Source organism: Rhizobium sp. CF122 (genome assembly GCF_000282035.1).
In the GTDB taxonomy this organism is placed as follows: domain Bacteria; phylum Pseudomonadota; class Alphaproteobacteria; order Rhizobiales; family Rhizobiaceae; genus Rhizobium.
Genome location: NZ_AKKA01000019.1, coordinates 1 through 16,502, shown reverse-complemented (window position 1 = coordinate 16,502; position 16,502 = coordinate 1). Strand labels below are relative to the sequence as shown.

Genomic DNA, 16,502 nt, shown 5'->3' with positions numbered 1-16,502 from the left:
GGTCAAAACATGAAACGCTCTAACGCAGGCTCAGACGCGCTTGAATGTCAGATAGGCGGAAGATCTGCCTTCGCGCCGTGCCTTGGCCTCGTAGCGTGTGCTCGGCCAACCCTTGTAGGGCGTCAGCCAATCCGCAGCATTCTGGGCCAGCCATTCGAAGCCGCCGTGGTCGCGGCACTTGAGCAGCGTCCAGTTGATGTAAGTGTCGATATCGGACGCGAAGCAGAACAGCCCGCCCGGCTTCAATACGCGGTGGAAGCGGTCGAGATTGGTCTTCGAGACGAAGCGGCGCTTCCAGTGCTTCCGCTTCGGCCACGGATCCGGGTAAAGCAGATCGATATGGTCGATCGAGGCATCGGGCAGCCAGTCCAGCAACTGCGTCGCATCGTCGTCGTAGACGCGGACGTTCTTAGCGCTCGCCTTGTCAACGCTCGTCAGCAGCTTCTGCATGGAATTGATGAAAGGCTCGACACCGATAAAGCCGGTGGACGGCATTTCCACGGCGCGATGGATCAGATGCTCGCCGCCGCCGAAGCCGATTTCCAGGCGCAGCCTGTCTGTCGGCACCGGAAAGAGGGTCTTCAGCGGCCCGGGCGGAGCCGCTGAAAGATCAATGAGGAACGCCGGAAGCAGGGTGTTCAGTCGCTCTGCCTGATGTTCGCGCAGAGCCTTTCCCTTGCGACGACCGAAGAAGGCTTCGGTCGCGCGTCCGCGGCGTTCCATGTCGGTCATGCTGCTTCCTTGACCTTGACGGCTTCCTTGAGCGCCTTGACAAGGTCGGTGCGCTCCCAGGAGAACGAGCCGTCGCGGCCAGCCTTGCGGCCGAAGTGGCCGTAGGCCGAGGTCTTGGCGTAGATCGGCTTGTTGAGGTCGAGGTGACGGCGGATGCCGGTCGGCGACAGATCCATGTTCTTGCGGATCGCGGCTTCGACCTGGTCTTCCGTCACGCCCTTGCCGGTGCCGTGCAGGTCGACATAGATCGACAGCGGCTGTGCGACGCCGATCGCATAGGAAAGCTGGATCGTGCAGCGGTCGGCAAGACCAGCAGCAACAACGTTCTTCGCGAGGTAGCGGGCGGCATAGGCAGCCGAGCGGTCGACCTTGGTCGTGTCCTTGCCGGAGAACGCACCACCGCCGTGCGGAGCAGCGCCGCCGTAGGTGTCGACGATGATCTTGCGGCCGGTGAGGCCAGCGTCGCCATCAGGGCCGCCGATCACAAACTTGCCGGTCGGATTGATATACCACACGCAATCGTCGGCAATCGGCAGATCGCCGAGAGCTTCGCGGATATAGGGCTCGACGACGGCGCGAACCTTGTTCGAATCCCAGCTTTCGTCGAGATGCTGGGTGGAGAGAACGATCGACGTGACTTCGGCGGGCTTGCCGTTGACATAGCGCACCGTCACCTGGCTCTTCGCATCGGGACCAAGCTTTGCGACGTCGCCGTCGCCCTTCTTGCGAGCCGTGGCAAGCAGCTGCAGGATCTTGTGGGAGTAGTAGATCGGCGCCGGCATGAGGTCCGGCGTTTCCTTGCAGGCGTAGCCGAACATGATGCCCTGGTCGCCGGCACCTTCGTCACCCTGCTGGTCGGCGGCATTGTCGACGCCCTGGGCAATGTCGGCGGACTGCGAGTGCAGGAGCACGTCGATCTTCGCCGTCTTCCAGTGGAAGCCGTCCTGCTCGTAGCCGATGTCCTTGATGGCGCGGCGGGCAGCGGCCTTGAACTTTGAAGGGTTGATGACGTCGTTGCCGTTCTTGTCCTTCTTCATCAGGCTCGGCGGCAGGCGCACTTCGCCGGCGATCACGACGCGGTTGGTGGTTGCCAGTGTCTCGCAGGCAATGCGCACGCCCCAGGGGTTGACGCCGGTCTTGGCGGCTTCGCGGTACACCAGATCCACGATCTCGTCGGAGATCCGGTCACACACCTTGTCCGGGTGACCTTCGGCAACTGACTCGCTGGTAAAGAGGTAATTGGCGCGCATTTCGGGATTCCCCTCAAAGAACAAAAGCTGCGTAGTAGGTACTCAGTTCGCACAGGAAAAACAAGCGTAGAAGGACATAAATATATCTTTATATCTACGGCTAAGTGGCAAATTATGCCCAAAAAACGCCAGAAAGCGGCCGTTGCGACCGCTTTCCTGTTCTGCACCAAATTTTGAGTGGCGATTATTCGCTGTCGGCTTCGGCGGCGAGTGCCTTCACCAGTTCGACGACTTTGCGGCGAACCTTGGGATCGGTAATCTTCACGAAGGCGCGGTTGAGTTGAAGCCCTTCGGACGACGAAAGAAAGTCGACCACGTAGTTGGAGCTGGAGGCTTCCGCCATACCGGACAGGCCGGAGGATTGGTCGCCGGGCGCATCTTCGAAGAAGAAGGAAACCGGAACGTTCAAGATGCTGGAGATGTTCTGGAGGCGGCTGGCACCGACGCGGTTGGTGCCTTTTTCGTATTTCTGGATCTGCTGAAACGTGATGCCGAGGCTCTCCCCGAGTTTTTCCTGGCTCATTCCTAGCATTGTTCGACGAAGGCGAATGCGACTGCCAACATGGATGTCGATGGGGTTCGGCCTCTTCTTGTTCTCAATCATGGTCCTGCCCTAACAATAATTTTCAACCTTGTTCAAACCGGCATGCCCAAACCCACCCCAAAACGCCACGTTGCAAAGTCTTGATTAACCACCTTGAAACATACGCTAAGAACGCCGATCCCAACCACTATGCAATTTTAGGGGTTTTCGGTCAATTCTGCTTGAAAACAAAACCAAAACGCGAAACCAGCGCAATTGCAAACAGAAGTATTTCCAGCAACCAGAAGTAAGTTTGGCGTGGGTAGCCCGGATCGCGTTGCGCGCCGAAGCTCTCAATGGTTGCGTCGACGAAGCCCGTTTCATTGAGGCCGAGGCCGGCAATAACCTCGCCGCGGGCGTTCACGATGGCAGAAATACCGCTGTTGCCGTTGCGAATCAGCGGCAAACCGGTCTCCACAGCACGCAACCTGGCCTGCTGAAAGTGCTGATACGGGCCGGGGGTTGCGCCGAACCAGGCATCATTCGTGACATTGAGGATGGCATCGGCCGCGCCAAGGTCGCCTGTCATCTCGTCGGGGAAAATGATCTCGTAGCAGACGAGCGGATAGAAGTTGATCCCCGTCGGCAAGGTCAGCAGTCGGCGCGTGGCGGCGGCCGAGAAGCCGCCCGGCATCTCGACCACGTTCTGGATGCCGAAATCGTCGAGGACGCTCTCGAATGGTACGTATTCACCGAACGGCACGAGATGCACCTTGTCGGCGGCTCCGGTGATCTGGCCACGGCCGTCGATGACGTAGATCGAATTGTAGTAGCGGGGCGGATTGCCGGGACCGGTGTCTTCCACCCGAACGGCGCCGGCGATCAGGATCTGATTGTCGTCGAGGGTGTCGGCGATCCGACTGAGCGCGTCCTGATTGTCGGTCAGGATGAAGGGAATGGCCGTTTCCGGCCAGACGATGATGTCGGGCTTCCGGCGGCCGTCCTTCGGTGGCTCGACGGAGAGCTTCAGGTGTTTCTCGAAGATTGCCGCGCGGTCGGCGTCATTGTCCATCTTCGCCGTCTGTTCGATCATCGGCTGAACGAGGCGAATGACCGGGCTCTTGGAATCCGGTGCTGGCGCAGGTTGCAGGCCATAGAGGATATAGGCGCCGTAACCGAGATGCGCTGTAAAAAGCAGGGCTGCCAGTGAGAGGCCGAGCTTCGCGCCCTGGCGGGTGCCGAGGAGCGCGGGAGCGGCGAAGGTGAAGACCGAGAGCGAGGTGATGCCCATGATACCGATGACGTGCGCCGATTGCATCATGAGCGGCACGGGCGTCATACCGTAGCCGACAGCGTTCCAGGGAAAGCCGGTGAAAAGTACGCTCCTCAGCCACTCGAGCAATCCGAAGCTCGCCGCAAGCGCCGCAATCCGCCCCATGCCATCGGACCACATGGTTCGCGCCAGCGCGGCAGCAACGCCGTAGAAGATGGCGAGCACAGCAGGCAGGCCGAAGATTGCCAGCGGCAGCGCCCAGGCGAAGGCCTCGGCATCGATCATCAAGGCATGGCCGAGCCACCAGAGGCCGGCGACGAAATAGCCGAAGCCGAAGAGCCAGCCGATGGCGAAGGAAGGCCACAGTCGGCCGATGAGGCCGCTTTCGGGAGCGGCCGCCGAGCCATCGATCAGCCAGACGAGCAGTGTGAACGACACGAACATGGCGGCAAAGAAGCCGAATGGAGGTAGGGCCAGAACGCCGATGGCGCCTGCGAGGACGGCCAGTGCAACCCTCTTGAACCCCCAGGCCAGGATAACCCTGTCTGCAAGCCGCTCCATGCACACTCCCATCACGCTGCGAATCAACCCGACCGCAGTCTTTCAAAAAAGCCACCGTTTGTCGTGGTTTGCGGCAATCAGTTTGTTGTGGGAGCGTCCGTTTGCCGCTCTTCGCCATGATCCGAACCGGGTGCGCCGTCACCGTCGATCTTGACGCGGCGGCGGATCGCCTGGCGCTTGCGGGTGATCCTCACGCGCTTGATCCGGCGTGGATCGGCATCCAGAATATGGAATTCGAAGCCGGGCAGCGCCTGTACCACCTCGCCGCGCACGGGAATGCGCCCGAGTTCGGAGAAGATCAGGCCCCCCAGCGTGTCCACTTCATCGACCTGCTCGGTGATGTCGAAGTCCGGTCCGATCGCTTCTGCGATCTCCTCCAGTTCGACACGGGCGTCCGCGACGAAGACGTCTTCGGACACACGCTTGAACATGACTTCGTCGTCGTCGTGCTCGTCGTCGATGTCACCGACAACCATCTCGACGATATCCTCGTGCGATGCCAATCCATCAGTGCCGCCGTATTCGTCGATGACGAGCGCCATCTGCGTGCGGTTCACCTGCATGCGGCGAAGGAGATCCGAAGCAAGCATCGACGGCGGAACGAACAGGATCTTGCGGATGATGCCGGCCTCCGAAAGCGTCTTCTGCAGGTCGACGCGGCTGAGGTCGAAATTCGGCTTGGCGACGCGCGTCGGCTTTTGCAGGTGTTCGGGGGAAACCTCGACCAGAGGCTCTGCCGGCTTGAGCGTCTTGGTGCTGCCGCGGCGCTTGTTGCGCGCCTGCTTGGCGATGTAGGACAGGAGATCACGGATATGCACCATGCCGCGCGGGTCGTCGAGCGTATCCGCGTAGACCGGCATGCGCGAACGGCCGGATTCCTCGAACAGGATCATCAGTTCGCCGATGGTGATGTTCTGATCGACGGCCTCGATATCGGCGCGGGGCACCATGACGTCGGCGACACGCACTTCGCGGAAGCGAAGGATATTGTGCAGCATCGCCCGTTCGTCGGGCGAAAAGACGTCGCCGTCAGCTGCGTCGGTCATCAGCGCATCCGCGATGTCCTCGCGAAGGCGCGAGCCCTGTTGTGGTCTCAGGATGCGCGCCGCGCGCGACCAGAAGGATTGGGATCGTCCGGACTGCCTACTACTACTGCCACCCTCGTCAGAGGAGGATGATTGGTCGGCGTCCTTGGCCTCGGCGGCCGGTCTCGTCGTAAAGTCGCTCATGGTTCCATTTTAAGGTCTTGACCCTCGTATGGGTCAGATAGGCCGAGTACCGCCAAAATGCGAGTCTCAAGCCCCTCCATTATCTCGGCTTCAGCGTTATTATTATGATCGTAGCCGAAGAGATGCAAGAAACCATGCACCATCAGATGCGTTAGATGGTCGTCAAAGCTCTTCTCGAGCTCGATTGCCTCCCGCTCCACGGTCTCTCTTGCGATGATGATGTCGCCCAGCATCGGGCCTGGCACTTTGCCCGGCTTCACAGGGAAGGCGGGAAACGAAAGTACATTGGTCGGGTTGTCCTTGCCGCGCCATTCCGCATTGATGTCCTGGATCGAGGCATCGTCGGTGAAAACCAGCGAGACTTCGGGGACCATCTTGGGAAAAGGCTGCTTCTCACTCTCGCGAAGATAGGTGGCGGCCACTTCCAGTACGCGATCCGCCAATGCATGCAACGCATCTTCGGAGGGCCAATTGTCCTCCTCGATGCTGATCTGGATATCGAGTTCCGCCATCAGCCCTGCTGACTATCCTCTTCGGTATCCGTTGCATATGTTGAATCATACGCCCTGACGATGCGCCCCACGAGCGGATGGCGCACGACGTCCGTATCCTTGAAGCGGACAATCGAGATGCCTTCGACGCCGTTCAGCAGTTGCAGCGCTTCCACGAGGCCGGATTTGACGCCCCGCGGCAAGTCGATCTGGCTTGGGTCGCCGGTGACGATCATCCGCGAATTCTCGCCAAGACGCGTCAGGAACATCTTCATCTGCATCGACGTGGTGTTCTGCGCTTCGTCGAGGATGACGGCGGCATTGGCGAGCGTACGGCCACGCATGAAGGCGAGCGGCGCAATTTCGATGACGCCGGCGGTAATGGCACGATCGACCTTGTCGGCGGGCATCATGTCATAGAGTGCGTCATAGAGCGGACGAAGATAAGGATCGACCTTTTCCTTCATGTCGCCTGGCAGGAAGCCGAGACGTTCGCCAGCTTCGACGGCTGGGCGCGAAAGAATGATCTTCTCAACGACGCCGCGTTCCAGCAGTTGAGCGGCGTGGGCGACGGCGAGATAGGTCTTGCCGGTACCGGCCGGACCGCAGCCGAATACGAGTTCAGCGCGCTCCAGTGCCCGGAGATAGGCATCCTGCGTCGGCGTGCGGGCGATGATGGTCTTCTTGCGCGTGGAAACCTGGGCCATCGTCAGCTTGGCCTTTTTCTCCATCGTCGGCAGGCTAAGCTGATCGTCGGCGGCCACCGCCATACGGATCGCGCCCTCAACGTCGGAACGTTCGACGCTGCCGCCTTTCTGGAGTTTCTCATAGAGATAGTCGAGCGTACGCCGCGCCTGGTTGGTGGCGACGATGTCTCCAGAAATAACGACGGAATTGCCCCGCGCTCGAGCGTCGATATGCAGGCGCTCTTCAAGGAGCTTGAGGTTCTGGTCGAACTGGCCGAACAGTTCACTGGCGAACCGATTGTTCTCGAACGTCAGAATAAAGTGATTGGCGTCGCTCGCAATGCGTGGGTGGCGCGGTGAAGAAGAAACCAATTCTTGTCCGTTCAAGCGGTCAGGCTCCTTGGGTTAGACCTCCAGCCTCTGCAATCTCGGCAAACAGGCTGTTGGTTCCAGTTCCGGTGATTCGCACATTAATAATGTCACCGATTTGCAATTCTTTTGCATCAACATTCACCGACTGAAGCCAGGGTGAACGCCCGATAAGTTGTTGAGACATGCGACCGGGCTTTTCAAGCAACAGTTCGATGATTTTCCCGACACAGGATTCGGCAAATTCCTGCTGCTGCTTCAGGAGAAGCGCCTGCAGGCGTTCCAGCCGTTCTGCCTTGATCTCTTCCGGCACTTGGTCCTTCAGTTCCGCACCGGGCGTGCCCGGCCGTGTCGAGTACTTGAAGGAGAAGGCCTGCGCATATCGCACCTCCTCCACCAGGCGCAGTGTATCGTCAAAATCCCGGTCTGTCTCCCCCGGAAAGCCGACGATGAAGTCGCCGGAAAGCGCGATATCAGGGCGGGCAGTGCGGATGCGCTCGACCAGCGTCAGATACTCGGCAGCCGTATGGCGCCGGTTCATCGCCTTCAGGATGCGGTCGGAGCCGGCCTGCACCGGCAAATGCAGGTACGGCATCAGCGCGCGCAGATCTCGATGCGCCTCGATCAGCCGATCGTCCATGTCACGCGGATGGCTGGTGGTGTAGCGCAGACGTGCAAGCCCGGGAATTTCGGCCAGCCGGTAGAGCAGATCACCGAGGGTCCATTCCTGACCATTGGCGCCGACACCATGCCAGGCGTTGACGTTCTGGCCGAGCAGCGTGATCTCGCGCACGCCGCCTTCGACGAGCTTCTGCGCTTCCTCGACGATCTGACTGACCGACCGCGACACTTCCGAACCGCGCGTATAGGGCACGACACAGAAGGTGCAGAACTTGTCGCAACCTTCCTGAACGGTGAGGAAGGAGGTTACGCCGCGCGAGCGGATTTTCTTGCTTTCGGCGATCGGCAGATGGTCGAACTTGTCTTCGAGCGCATATTCGGTATCGACGATGCGCTGCCCTTCCTTCGCCTTGCGTAGCGCTTCCGGCAGGCGATGATAAGTCTGTGGCCCGATCACGACATCGACAGCAGGCGCGCGGCGAAGGATTTCCTCGCCCTCGGCCTGCGCCACGCAGCCGGCAACCCCGATCATGAACTCCCGGCCTTCCTTGTTGCGCTCCTTCTTCATGTCGCGCAGGCGCCCGAGCGCCGAGTAGACCTTTTCGGCAGCCTTCTCGCGGATATGACAGGTATTCAAGAGAACGAGGTCGGCCTCTTCCAGAACCTCCGTCGGCTCGTATCCGTCGCGGGCAAGAGCGTCGCTCATGCGCGTCGAGTCATAGACGTTCATCTGACAGCCATAGGTCTTGATGAATACCTTGCGGCTGTTGCTGCCATCACGGAGATCGGTCTCCGGGGCCGGAAGAAGGGCGCTGTCCTGGGTCATGGCCGGCTATTTAGTGGTTTTTCATGCGCGAGAAAAGGAAATCTTGCCTCAGGCCACTTTGTGGCCGCGCAATGCGGCGCCAAGCATCGTGCGGATGCGTCGGGCAATCGTCGCGCTGACTTCCTTGCGGTTGCTGTCGCCGCGATATTCGACCGCCTCGCCGAAACAGACGTCCACCTCAAAGGCGCCGCATCGCAGCATGTCCTTCAGGTGCGGGAGCATCTCCACGTCGCCGGGCCAGGAGGCGAGCGGGCGATGATAACGTCCCATTGGCAGACCATAGACACCCGTATAGGCGACCGCGACTGGCTGGATCACGACAGCGCCTGTTGGCGAAGCGGGAACTGCCATGGCAGCAGCGCCGAACAGCGAGGATTTGACCTCCAGAAGTCGGTTCCCATCCGAGGTCGTGCCCTCCGGAAACAATACGACAATCTCGCCGTCCGCCATGCGAGTGGCAATCTCGTTCGCCTGATGGCCGGTTTTGCGCTTTTCCTCGCGCACCACGAAGACGCTCTTCTGCAGCTTCGCCAGCGTGCCGAAGATCGGCCACTCGCGTACCTCGATCTTGGCGATGAAGGCAACGTCGGCGACAGCCGACAACACCATGATGTCCATCCACGACGAATGGTTGGCGCAAAGCATCAAGGGCCTGTGCGTTTCCATCTTGCCATGCACGCGGATGCGGATGCCGAGGCAGAAACAGACGATCCTATGCCAGATGCGGGGCAGCCGGCGCCGCAGCTTCCAGTCGAAGCGGAGCGCCAAAAGCTGCCAGGGCATGAGCAGGATGCTGGCGAAGAGGATGATGATGCCGGCGAGGGCGACGCGCAGCCAGGCGATCAAGACGAAGACTCCGCGCCTGCGATCATGGCCTCAGCGCTCGTCCGGCTTGAGCGGGATGCCATAAAGTTCCAGCCGATGGTCGACCAGCTTGAAGCCGTGTTCGCGGGCGATGCGTTCCTGCAATGCCTCGATCTCGGGCGAGTGAAACTCGATGACGACACCCGACTTGAGGTCGATGAGGTGGTCGTGATGCTCTTCGGGCACCGTCTCGTAGCGCGAGCGGCCGTCTCGGAAGTCGTGGCGTTCGATAATGCCGGCGTCCTCGAACAGTTTCACGGTGCGATAGACCGTGGAGATCGAGATCTTGGCATCGACCTTCACCGAGCGCCGATAGAGTTCTTCCACGTCAGGGTGATCGGCGGATTCTTCGAGAATGCGCGCGATCACCCGGCGCTGCTCGGTCATGCGCATGCCGCGTTCAGCGCAAAGCTCCTCGAGGGTCTTGGCGACGTCAGTCATGGGCTGCCTTCCGATAGTCAACGTTCAAGCAACGGACTAGCGAAGAACGCGCTTCATGACAAGCGCTGTGGAAACCGCGTCGTTGGCATCCTTATAGTATCCCCTGCGTTCGCCGACTTTCTCGAAGCCGAGCTTGCGGTAGAGGCCGAGCGCCGCCGCATTGCCGTCATCGACCTCCAGAAAGATGCTCTCGCCGCCGCGCGCGTGTGCTTCGCGCATCGCGGCCTGCATCAGCCGCCAGCCGAGGCCGGCGCGTGCGACCTTCGTCTGCACGGCGATCGACAGGATTTCCGCCTCGCCGGCGACCTGACGCGCGAGCACAAAGCCCGGCAGCGGCTTCTTGAGAAACGCATTGGTCTGGCGGGCTACGAAGCCGAAGACATTGTCCTGGCTGAGCAGGCTGTAGAACTCGCCGTCGCCCCACGCACGGGCGAAACGTTCACCGTGCAGGGCCGCGACAGCGCGGCAGTCATCGGCATCCATCGCGATGATTTCGAATTCCGGCTTCAGCGTCAAATAGGATTCCAACATGGTCATACTCGCGCAATGGCAAACCCGACCTGCGGCTTGGCGTCGGGTCCGCGCAGATAAAGAGGTTTAGGCTTTCCAGCAGATGGATCAGCAGCGGCGCCGAGGCGCGCCACCATGGAAATCGGGAAATGATTGGCGTAATCGCCCGTCGCGTCCGGCTTCAGGAGAGGCGTTGCCGAACCGATGACTTCGCCTTCGAATGTCGCGGCGAATGCCTCCGCTTCCTCGACGTTGACGGCGCGCGCTTCATCAAGCGGCTCGCCGTCGGCATCGAAGGCCTGCAGGTAGATCTCATTTCGCTTGGCGTCCATGGCAGCGAGCACCGGGCGGCCCGGCGTCTTCAGCCGCTGCGCTTCGGCCATCACCGCAAGCGTGGTGACGCCGACCGCCGGAACGCCGAGCGATAGCGCAAAGCCGCGGGCGGCAGCGACCCCGACGCGAATGCCGGTAAACGAGCCTGGACCGACGGTGACGGCAATGCGATCGACAGCCGAAAGCGCCACGCCGGCCTGGTCCAGCGCACGGTCGACAATCCCCATCAGATGCTCAGCATGCCCCTTGCCGATCATGTCCGATGCCTCCCCCAGCATCGTATCCCTGCCGCTGTCATAGAGAGCGGCAGCGCAATCCACACCTGCGGTGTCGAGCGCCAGTATGATCATGGCATCAATTTCCGAATAAAGCGTTCCTGAGTGTCCATACATTCACCCTGCCGCGCTTGCAAATGCTGCGCCAGGACGAGTGCCGGGACAGAGTGTCGTCGTCAGGCGGCGACGACTTCCTCGACTTCCGGAACGAAATGGCGAAGCAGGTTCTGCACGCCATGCTTCAGCGTCGCCGTCGAAGACGGGCAGCCGGAGCACGAGCCCTTCATATTGAGGTAGACCTTGCCATCCTTGAAGCCGCGGAAGGTAATGTCGCCACCATCCTGCGCAACGGCCGGGCGCACGCGGGTATCGAGCAACTCCTTGATCGTGAGAACGATCGACTCGTCGGCTTCGTCAAAGAATTCGCCGCCGGCGTCGAGGTCTTCGGAAAGAACCGATGCATCGCCCATCACAGGCTTGCCCGACATGAAATGTTCCATGATCGAGCCGAGGATTGCCGGCTTCAGATGCTGCCACTCGGCATTGTCCTTAGAGACGGAGATGAAATCGTAGCCGAAATAGACGCCGGTCACGCCCGCAATCTCGAACAGCCGAGCGGCAAGCGGCGAAGCCTGCGCTTCGTCGGCGCTACGGAATTCGGCCGTGCCGTTTTCCATCACGACGCGGCCCGGCAGAAACTTCTGCGTGGCGGGATTCGGCGTGGCTTCGGTCTGAATAAACATCTCGCTCTCCGTGCGGCGGGCAGTGGCCCCAAGCCGTCTTTAGAATTCTTCAAAAGAGAAAATAAGCCGATTGGCAACTCTATTCAAGAGACTGGTACTCAAGAAATCGCTTTATGCGAGAGCATCCAGTTCCTCGTCGGTCAATGTATCAGGCAACACGGTGACGGGGATGGGAAATGTCGCGCCACGCCCGGCGATCGACGACACCAGCGGTCCTGGACCTTCCTTGGCCGAGCTTGCGGCCAGTACCAAGATCGCGATGTCGCGGTCTTCTTCGATGACGGCGTTGATCTGCTCGGTGGCGCTTCCCTCACGGATGACGATTTCCGGGTCGATGCCGATCGTTTCGCGAACCACATGCGCCGCCTTGGCGACCACGGCCTCGGCCTCCTCGCGCGCCTCGGCCCGCATGATCTCCTCCACCCCCAGCCACTGCTGGAAGTCGCCCTCCGGAATGACGTACATCAGCACAAGGCCGCCATTCGAGTTCTTGGCGCGCCGGCCGGCATAGTGGACGGCGCGCGAGCATTCGGGCGTATCGTCAATGACCGCCATGAATTTGCGGCGATGACCTTCGAGCCGGGAGAGTCGTTTTGATACCATGGCGCGGACTCTGACACCTGAACCTGAAAATTTGCAAGCCCTCGTTTTGACCCTTGCAGGGTCCGCTATCCGGGTCTGCGTCAGGCCGGAACCAGTCCATAAAGGCGCATGATTGCCTTCACATGCTCGATATCCGGCTTGCCCTGAACGTTGATGGCCAGAGCCATCTCCTCGAAGTAGCGTCTGCCGATCAAGCCCGGTGTCATTGTGATCAAAGCCTTGGCGGTTTCACCGTGCAGGTTCTCGTGGGTGTGGACATAACCACGGGGGATGAACAGGGTGCCCCCCGGTGCGATCTCGTGTTTGCGCCCGTCCAGCGTCGTCGTCATTGTGCCGGACAATCCGTAGATCACTTCGTCGACGTCGCGGTGATAGTGAGCGGCCGGGACACGTGCCTGAGGCGGGACTGTGAATTCGAACATCACCAGGCTGCCGGCACTCTGATCCTCGTCGATCAGAAGCCGGATCTCCATGGCGCCGATCTGGATGAGGTTGCGATCTCGCATCGAAGCCTCCTGACGGACCGTTCCCAAAAGATTACGCTGCAGGTCCGGGTTCGACAAGTCCGGGGCGACAACCGCCGCCCCGGACAAGCTCGTTAGGCCGTATCTCAGTACAGGAAGCCGACGATGTCACGCACTTCCTTCATCGTCACCTCGGCGCGCGCCCTTGCGCGCTCGCCGCCATTGCGCAGAATCGCGTCGATGTGGCTGGTGTCCGACATCAGGCGGCGCATCTCGGCGGTGATCGGCGAGAGCACGTTGACGGCGAGATCGACCAGCGCCGGCTTGAAGACCGAAAACTGCTGACCGCCGAACTCGGCAAGCACGTCCGCCTTCGACTTGTCGGCTAGCGCCGCATAGATGCCGACTAGGTTGTCGGCCTCCGGGCGACCCTTGAGGCCGTCGACTTCGCAGGGCAAGCCTTCCGGATCGGTTTTGGCTTTGCGGATCTTCTTCGAGATCGCGTCCTCGTCGTCCATCAGGTTGATGCGCGAGAGATCGGACGGATCCGACTTCGACATCTTCTTGGTGCCGTCGCGAAGTGACATGACGCGTGGCGCGGGGCCATCGATCAGCGGCTCGACCATCGGGAAATAGGCATGCACCGGCTCGTCGCCGACGGTGATGTCGATGCCATAGCCCGACTTGCGGATATGCTCCGCATAGTCGAGGTTGAACTTCATGGCGATGTCGCGGGCGAGTTCAAGGTGCTGCTTCTGATCGTCGCCGACCGGGACATGCGTGCCGCGGTAAACGAGAATGTCGGCAGCCATCAGGCTCGGATAGGCGTAGAGGCCAAGCGAGGCCTGCTCACGGTCCTTGCCGGCCTTGTCCTTGAACTGCGTCATGCGGTTCATCCAACCGAGGCGCGCGACGCAATTGAAGATCCAGGCGAGCTCGGCATGCTGCGGCACGGCCGACTGGTTGAAAACGATGTGCTTTTCCGGATCGATGCCGGACGCAATAAAGGCGGCGGCGATCGAACGGATCTGGTTCGGCATGTCGTCATGGACGAGCTGCGCCGTCAGCGCATGCATATCCACGACGCAGTAGATGCAGTCGTTGCCTTCCTGCAGCGCCACGAATTTGCGGATTGCGCCGAGATAGTTGCCGAGATGGAGATTGCCGGTCGGCTGGACGCCAGAGAAAACGACTTTCTTGAATTCGCTCATTATGTCCTCGATTAGGCTGGTGGAGGGCCCCAGGGTTTGTAACCCATGTTGCTAACGGGCGCGCTTATGCACGCGGAAGACAGGGCAATCAAGGGGTTCAGCCTGTGGCGTGTTCGATCAGATCGAAGGTGTTGCCGTAAGGATCCGAAAACACGGCGACCGTCCCATAAGCCTCGTGCCGCGGCCCCTCGAGAAATTGCACGCCCTTGGCCAGCATCGACGCGTGGTCGCGCGCAAAATCATCGGTCTTGAGGAAGAAGCCAACGCGCCCGCCCGTCTGGTTGCCCATCGCGGCCGTTTGCCGATCGTTGGCGGCGCGCGCGAGCAGAAATGCCGCGCCGTCGTCGCCTTTGGGCTTGACCACAACCCATCGCTTGCCGTCCGGCTGAACATCGTCCTGGAGGCAATCGAAGCCGAGCGCGCCGCAGTAGAAGTCCTTGGCGCGATCGTAGTCGTCGACGACGAGCGTTACGAGGAAAAGCGATTGGGACATTGTGGGCTCCGATCTGTGGTGTGATGTTGTCGCCAAGGATGAGTGGCCGGTCAAGGGGACGGCTGCGGCCATCGAGGCCGCCACGACGCCTTCACCTTCACGCAATCATTGCGGCCCGTGGCTTGATCCTGCATGTCACTCGAGGGCGCTGGAAATTGCCTCGCTGGAGTAAAGAACATATGGCGCTTCCCAGCGCCCCGTTCGGCGGTTTGTGCCCGCAACTCCGGTCGACGCTTGCGCGCCGCCGACAGCCTTGTGTGCCACACAGGCACGTCCGGAGCGACACTCAACGCAGCATTGGCGCCGCGCTGCCGTCCCCGGCGGGAGACCATTTTCTGCGAACCCCGAATGCGGAAGCTCACGTTCTTCCTCCGCACCCGGCGCCGGTCCCGTCTCGCCGCAACGCCTTGCGGTGTATCCGTGAGGGACGATCTCGACGATCTCATTGTAGGAGGAGCCCCACCGGGCGGGGAAATTTGGTGGCGGATTTTTTTGTGAGTATTTCTCACAAATTTACGTGAAGGGAAATTTATACCTCTTTTGAGGTATAACTAATTCATCAATTAGCAGTAAATTGTGGCATTCTTCCGTTACGGAAGGTAAACAATTTCACAAAAAGGCCATTTTTGGGGAGAGCGTTCCATCCGCCAAAAGCTACGCCGGCCGCTCCGGCGTATTTCGAGGGGAGGGAACCATGCAGTCCGCATTTTCCATCGCGCTCGCCGGCCTGTTCTGTCTGTCGTGTTTCGACGGTGCCGACGCCCAGAATGTCAGAAGAGTTGCAATACCGCCGCTGAAGCACAAAGAAACGCTCGCCTATTCTCTGCAGACCGTCAGCGTCAAGGCGAACTGCTTCCCGCCGCAACTGCGCGGCGTTCTCGCCTATATCGCCGCCAAGACCGGCCGCCGTCCGATGGTAACCTCGGGGTTCCGGGCGCGCGGGCGATCACACTCTCAACATCGCCATTGCGCGGCCGCCGATATCCGCATCCCCGGCGTATCGGAGCGAACGATCATCGCGATCGCGGCGTCGGCACCAGGCATCGGCGGAATCGGCCGCTACTGCAATGGCATCGTTCACGTTGACATAGGTCCCAAACGACGATGGACCTATTGCTGAAGCGTGCCGCCAGACCGCTAGCCGTCGACCTTTGCTGCCGGCTTGCGGTTCAGGTTGCGCCGGATCATGCCGAGGTTTGCGCCGCCGATCAGGAACGCCGTCGCGAAGTAGACGGCCATGGCGATGACGATCAGTAGGCCGAGTGTGCCGACCTTCGTCGCCAGGTGTGCGCCTGAGGCAAGCCACGGCTCCCAACGGTGCTGCAGATACATGATCACGCCGCCCATGATGGCTGCGGATACGACGAGCAGCGCCGTGCGCCGCGCCAAGGCCCATTCCCAGGTGAGGTGACCGCGACGCAGCAGCGTGGTGAAGAGAAGCACGGTACTGATCCAGCCGGCTGTCGCTTCCGCAACCGCAATGCCTGGCGCGCCGAGGAACGGGAAGAGCGTCAGCGCCGTCGCGCAGTTGACTCCAACAGCAACGGCGGAAAAGCGCATAGGCGTCTTGGTGTCCTCGCGTGCATAGAAACCGGGCTGCAGCGCCTTGATCAGCACGAAAGCAGGCAGGCCGATGCCGTAAACGGCGAGGATGGAGCCGACGATCGCGGTGTTTTCCTGATGGAAGGCACCGCGCTCATAGAGCACGCGGATAATCTCGTCGGAGAGGATCCAGAGCGCAAAGGCAGCCGGGATGGTCAGGAACAGCACGAATTCCATCGACCGGTTCTGCAAATTAGCGGCCTCGTCGAGATTGCCGCCCTTTAAGGCGCGCGCCAGTTCTGGCAGCAGCACCACGCCGACGGCAACCCCGACGACGCCGAGCGGCAGCTGGTAGATGCGGTCCGCATATTGAAGCGCGGCGATCGCACCTTCGCGAGATGAAGCGATCGCCTGGCCGATCATCTGATTGATCTGGGTAATGCCGCCGGTAACGGCGGGCGG

General features: G+C 60.8%; 19 protein-coding genes. 1 reads left to right on the top strand and 18 read right to left on the bottom strand.

Translation table 11 applies throughout. From position 1 onward, the window contains the following. Positions 1-30: 30 nt before the first annotated feature. The 17 genes from trmB to PMI09_RS04565 all read right to left on the bottom strand — a co-directional run bounded on the left by trmB (position 31) and on the right by PMI09_RS04565 (position 14,498). Positions 31-732, bottom strand: coding sequence for a tRNA (guanine(46)-N(7))-methyltransferase TrmB (trmB, locus tag PMI09_RS04645; protein ID WP_007789372.1), 702 nt, complete (start codon positions 730-732; stop codon positions 31-33). After that, entirely contained in the window at positions 729-1,982 is a 1,254-nt protein-coding gene (metK, locus tag PMI09_RS04640; protein ID WP_007789370.1) for a methionine adenosyltransferase, read from the bottom strand. Before metK ends, trmB begins: the two co-directional genes overlap by 4 nt. A gap of 184 nt (positions 1,983-2,166) precedes the next feature. Continuing rightward, complete coding sequence (locus tag PMI09_RS04635) at positions 2,167-2,586, bottom strand: helix-turn-helix domain-containing protein (RefSeq protein WP_007789368.1); 420 nt, start codon at positions 2,584-2,586, stop codon at positions 2,167-2,169. 151 nt (positions 2,587-2,737) lie between these two features. Beyond that, positions 2,738-4,339, bottom strand: a complete 1,602-nt coding sequence (gene lnt / locus PMI09_RS04630) for an apolipoprotein N-acyltransferase (protein WP_007789366.1) — start codon at positions 4,337-4,339, stop codon at positions 2,738-2,740. Between the two features lie 77 nt (positions 4,340-4,416). Beyond that, positions 4,417-5,568: a hemolysin family protein gene (locus PMI09_RS04625; RefSeq protein WP_007789364.1), complete on the bottom strand. Its 1,152-nt coding sequence runs from the start codon at positions 5,566-5,568 to the stop codon at positions 4,417-4,419. Then, complete coding sequence (gene ybeY / locus PMI09_RS04620) at positions 5,565-6,080, bottom strand: rRNA maturation RNase YbeY (protein WP_007789362.1); 516 nt, start codon at positions 6,078-6,080, stop codon at positions 5,565-5,567. The genes PMI09_RS04625 and ybeY overlap by 4 nt, the downstream gene beginning before the upstream one ends. Further along, positions 6,080-7,132: a PhoH family protein gene (locus PMI09_RS04615; RefSeq protein WP_007789360.1), complete on the bottom strand. Its 1,053-nt coding sequence runs from the start codon at positions 7,130-7,132 to the stop codon at positions 6,080-6,082. The genes ybeY and PMI09_RS04615 overlap by 1 nt, the downstream gene beginning before the upstream one ends. Before the next feature lie 4 nt (positions 7,133-7,136). Then, the gene (gene miaB / locus PMI09_RS04610) at positions 7,137-8,561 is read right to left on the bottom strand and encodes a tRNA (N6-isopentenyl adenosine(37)-C2)-methylthiotransferase MiaB (protein ID WP_007789358.1); all 1,425 of its coding nucleotides are present in this window, start codon (positions 8,559-8,561) and stop codon (positions 7,137-7,139) included. A 48-nt stretch (positions 8,562-8,609) separates the two neighbouring features. Further along, positions 8,610-9,407 (bottom strand): lysophospholipid acyltransferase family protein, encoded by a 798-nt coding sequence (locus tag PMI09_RS04605; RefSeq protein ID WP_007789356.1) that lies wholly within the window; start codon positions 9,405-9,407, stop codon positions 8,610-8,612. A gap of 30 nt (positions 9,408-9,437) precedes the next feature. Beyond that, positions 9,438-9,866, bottom strand: coding sequence for a Fur family transcriptional regulator (locus PMI09_RS04600; RefSeq protein WP_007789354.1), 429 nt, complete (start codon positions 9,864-9,866; stop codon positions 9,438-9,440). A 36-nt stretch (positions 9,867-9,902) separates the two neighbouring features. Further along, on the bottom strand, positions 9,903-10,403 hold the full coding sequence (locus PMI09_RS04595) for a GNAT family N-acetyltransferase (protein ID WP_193385381.1): 501 nt from the start codon (positions 10,401-10,403) through the stop codon (positions 9,903-9,905). Then, positions 10,400-11,059 carry a tRNA (adenosine(37)-N6)-threonylcarbamoyltransferase complex dimerization subunit type 1 TsaB gene (tsaB, locus tag PMI09_RS04590; RefSeq protein ID WP_007789350.1) on the bottom strand — a complete coding sequence of 220 codons (660 nt, stop codon included), beginning with the start codon at positions 11,057-11,059 and terminating at the stop codon, positions 10,400-10,402. Before tsaB ends, PMI09_RS04595 begins: the two co-directional genes overlap by 4 nt. Positions 11,060-11,160: 101 nt before the next feature. Then, the gene (locus PMI09_RS04585; RefSeq protein WP_007789348.1) at positions 11,161-11,727 is read right to left on the bottom strand and encodes a NifU family protein; all 567 of its coding nucleotides are present in this window, start codon (positions 11,725-11,727) and stop codon (positions 11,161-11,163) included. Between the two features lie 111 nt (positions 11,728-11,838). After that, complete coding sequence (locus PMI09_RS04580; RefSeq protein ID WP_007789346.1) at positions 11,839-12,330, bottom strand: universal stress protein; 492 nt, start codon at positions 12,328-12,330, stop codon at positions 11,839-11,841. A gap of 80 nt (positions 12,331-12,410) precedes the next feature. Then, the gene (locus PMI09_RS04575; RefSeq protein WP_007789344.1) at positions 12,411-12,836 is read right to left on the bottom strand and encodes a cupin domain-containing protein; all 426 of its coding nucleotides are present in this window, start codon (positions 12,834-12,836) and stop codon (positions 12,411-12,413) included. Positions 12,837-12,940: 104 nt separating this feature from the next. Next, a complete protein-coding gene (gene trpS / locus PMI09_RS04570; RefSeq protein ID WP_007789342.1) occupies positions 12,941-14,005 on the bottom strand; it encodes a tryptophan--tRNA ligase in 1,065 nt (354 codons plus the stop codon). 97 nt (positions 14,006-14,102) lie between these two features. Beyond that, entirely contained in the window at positions 14,103-14,498 is a 396-nt protein-coding gene (locus tag PMI09_RS04565) for a VOC family protein (RefSeq protein ID WP_007789340.1), read from the bottom strand. A 694-nt stretch (positions 14,499-15,192) separates the two neighbouring features. Between PMI09_RS04565 and PMI09_RS04560 the strand changes: the two genes are divergently transcribed. After that, entirely contained in the window at positions 15,193-15,618 is a 426-nt protein-coding gene (locus PMI09_RS04560; protein WP_007789338.1) for a YcbK family protein, read from the top strand. Positions 15,619-15,635: 17 nt separating this feature from the next. On the opposite strand, the gene murJ is transcribed toward PMI09_RS04560, so the two are convergent. After that, on the bottom strand, positions 15,636-16,502 hold an 867-nt coding region (murJ, locus tag PMI09_RS04555; RefSeq protein WP_007789336.1), incomplete at its 5' end, for a murein biosynthesis integral membrane protein MurJ.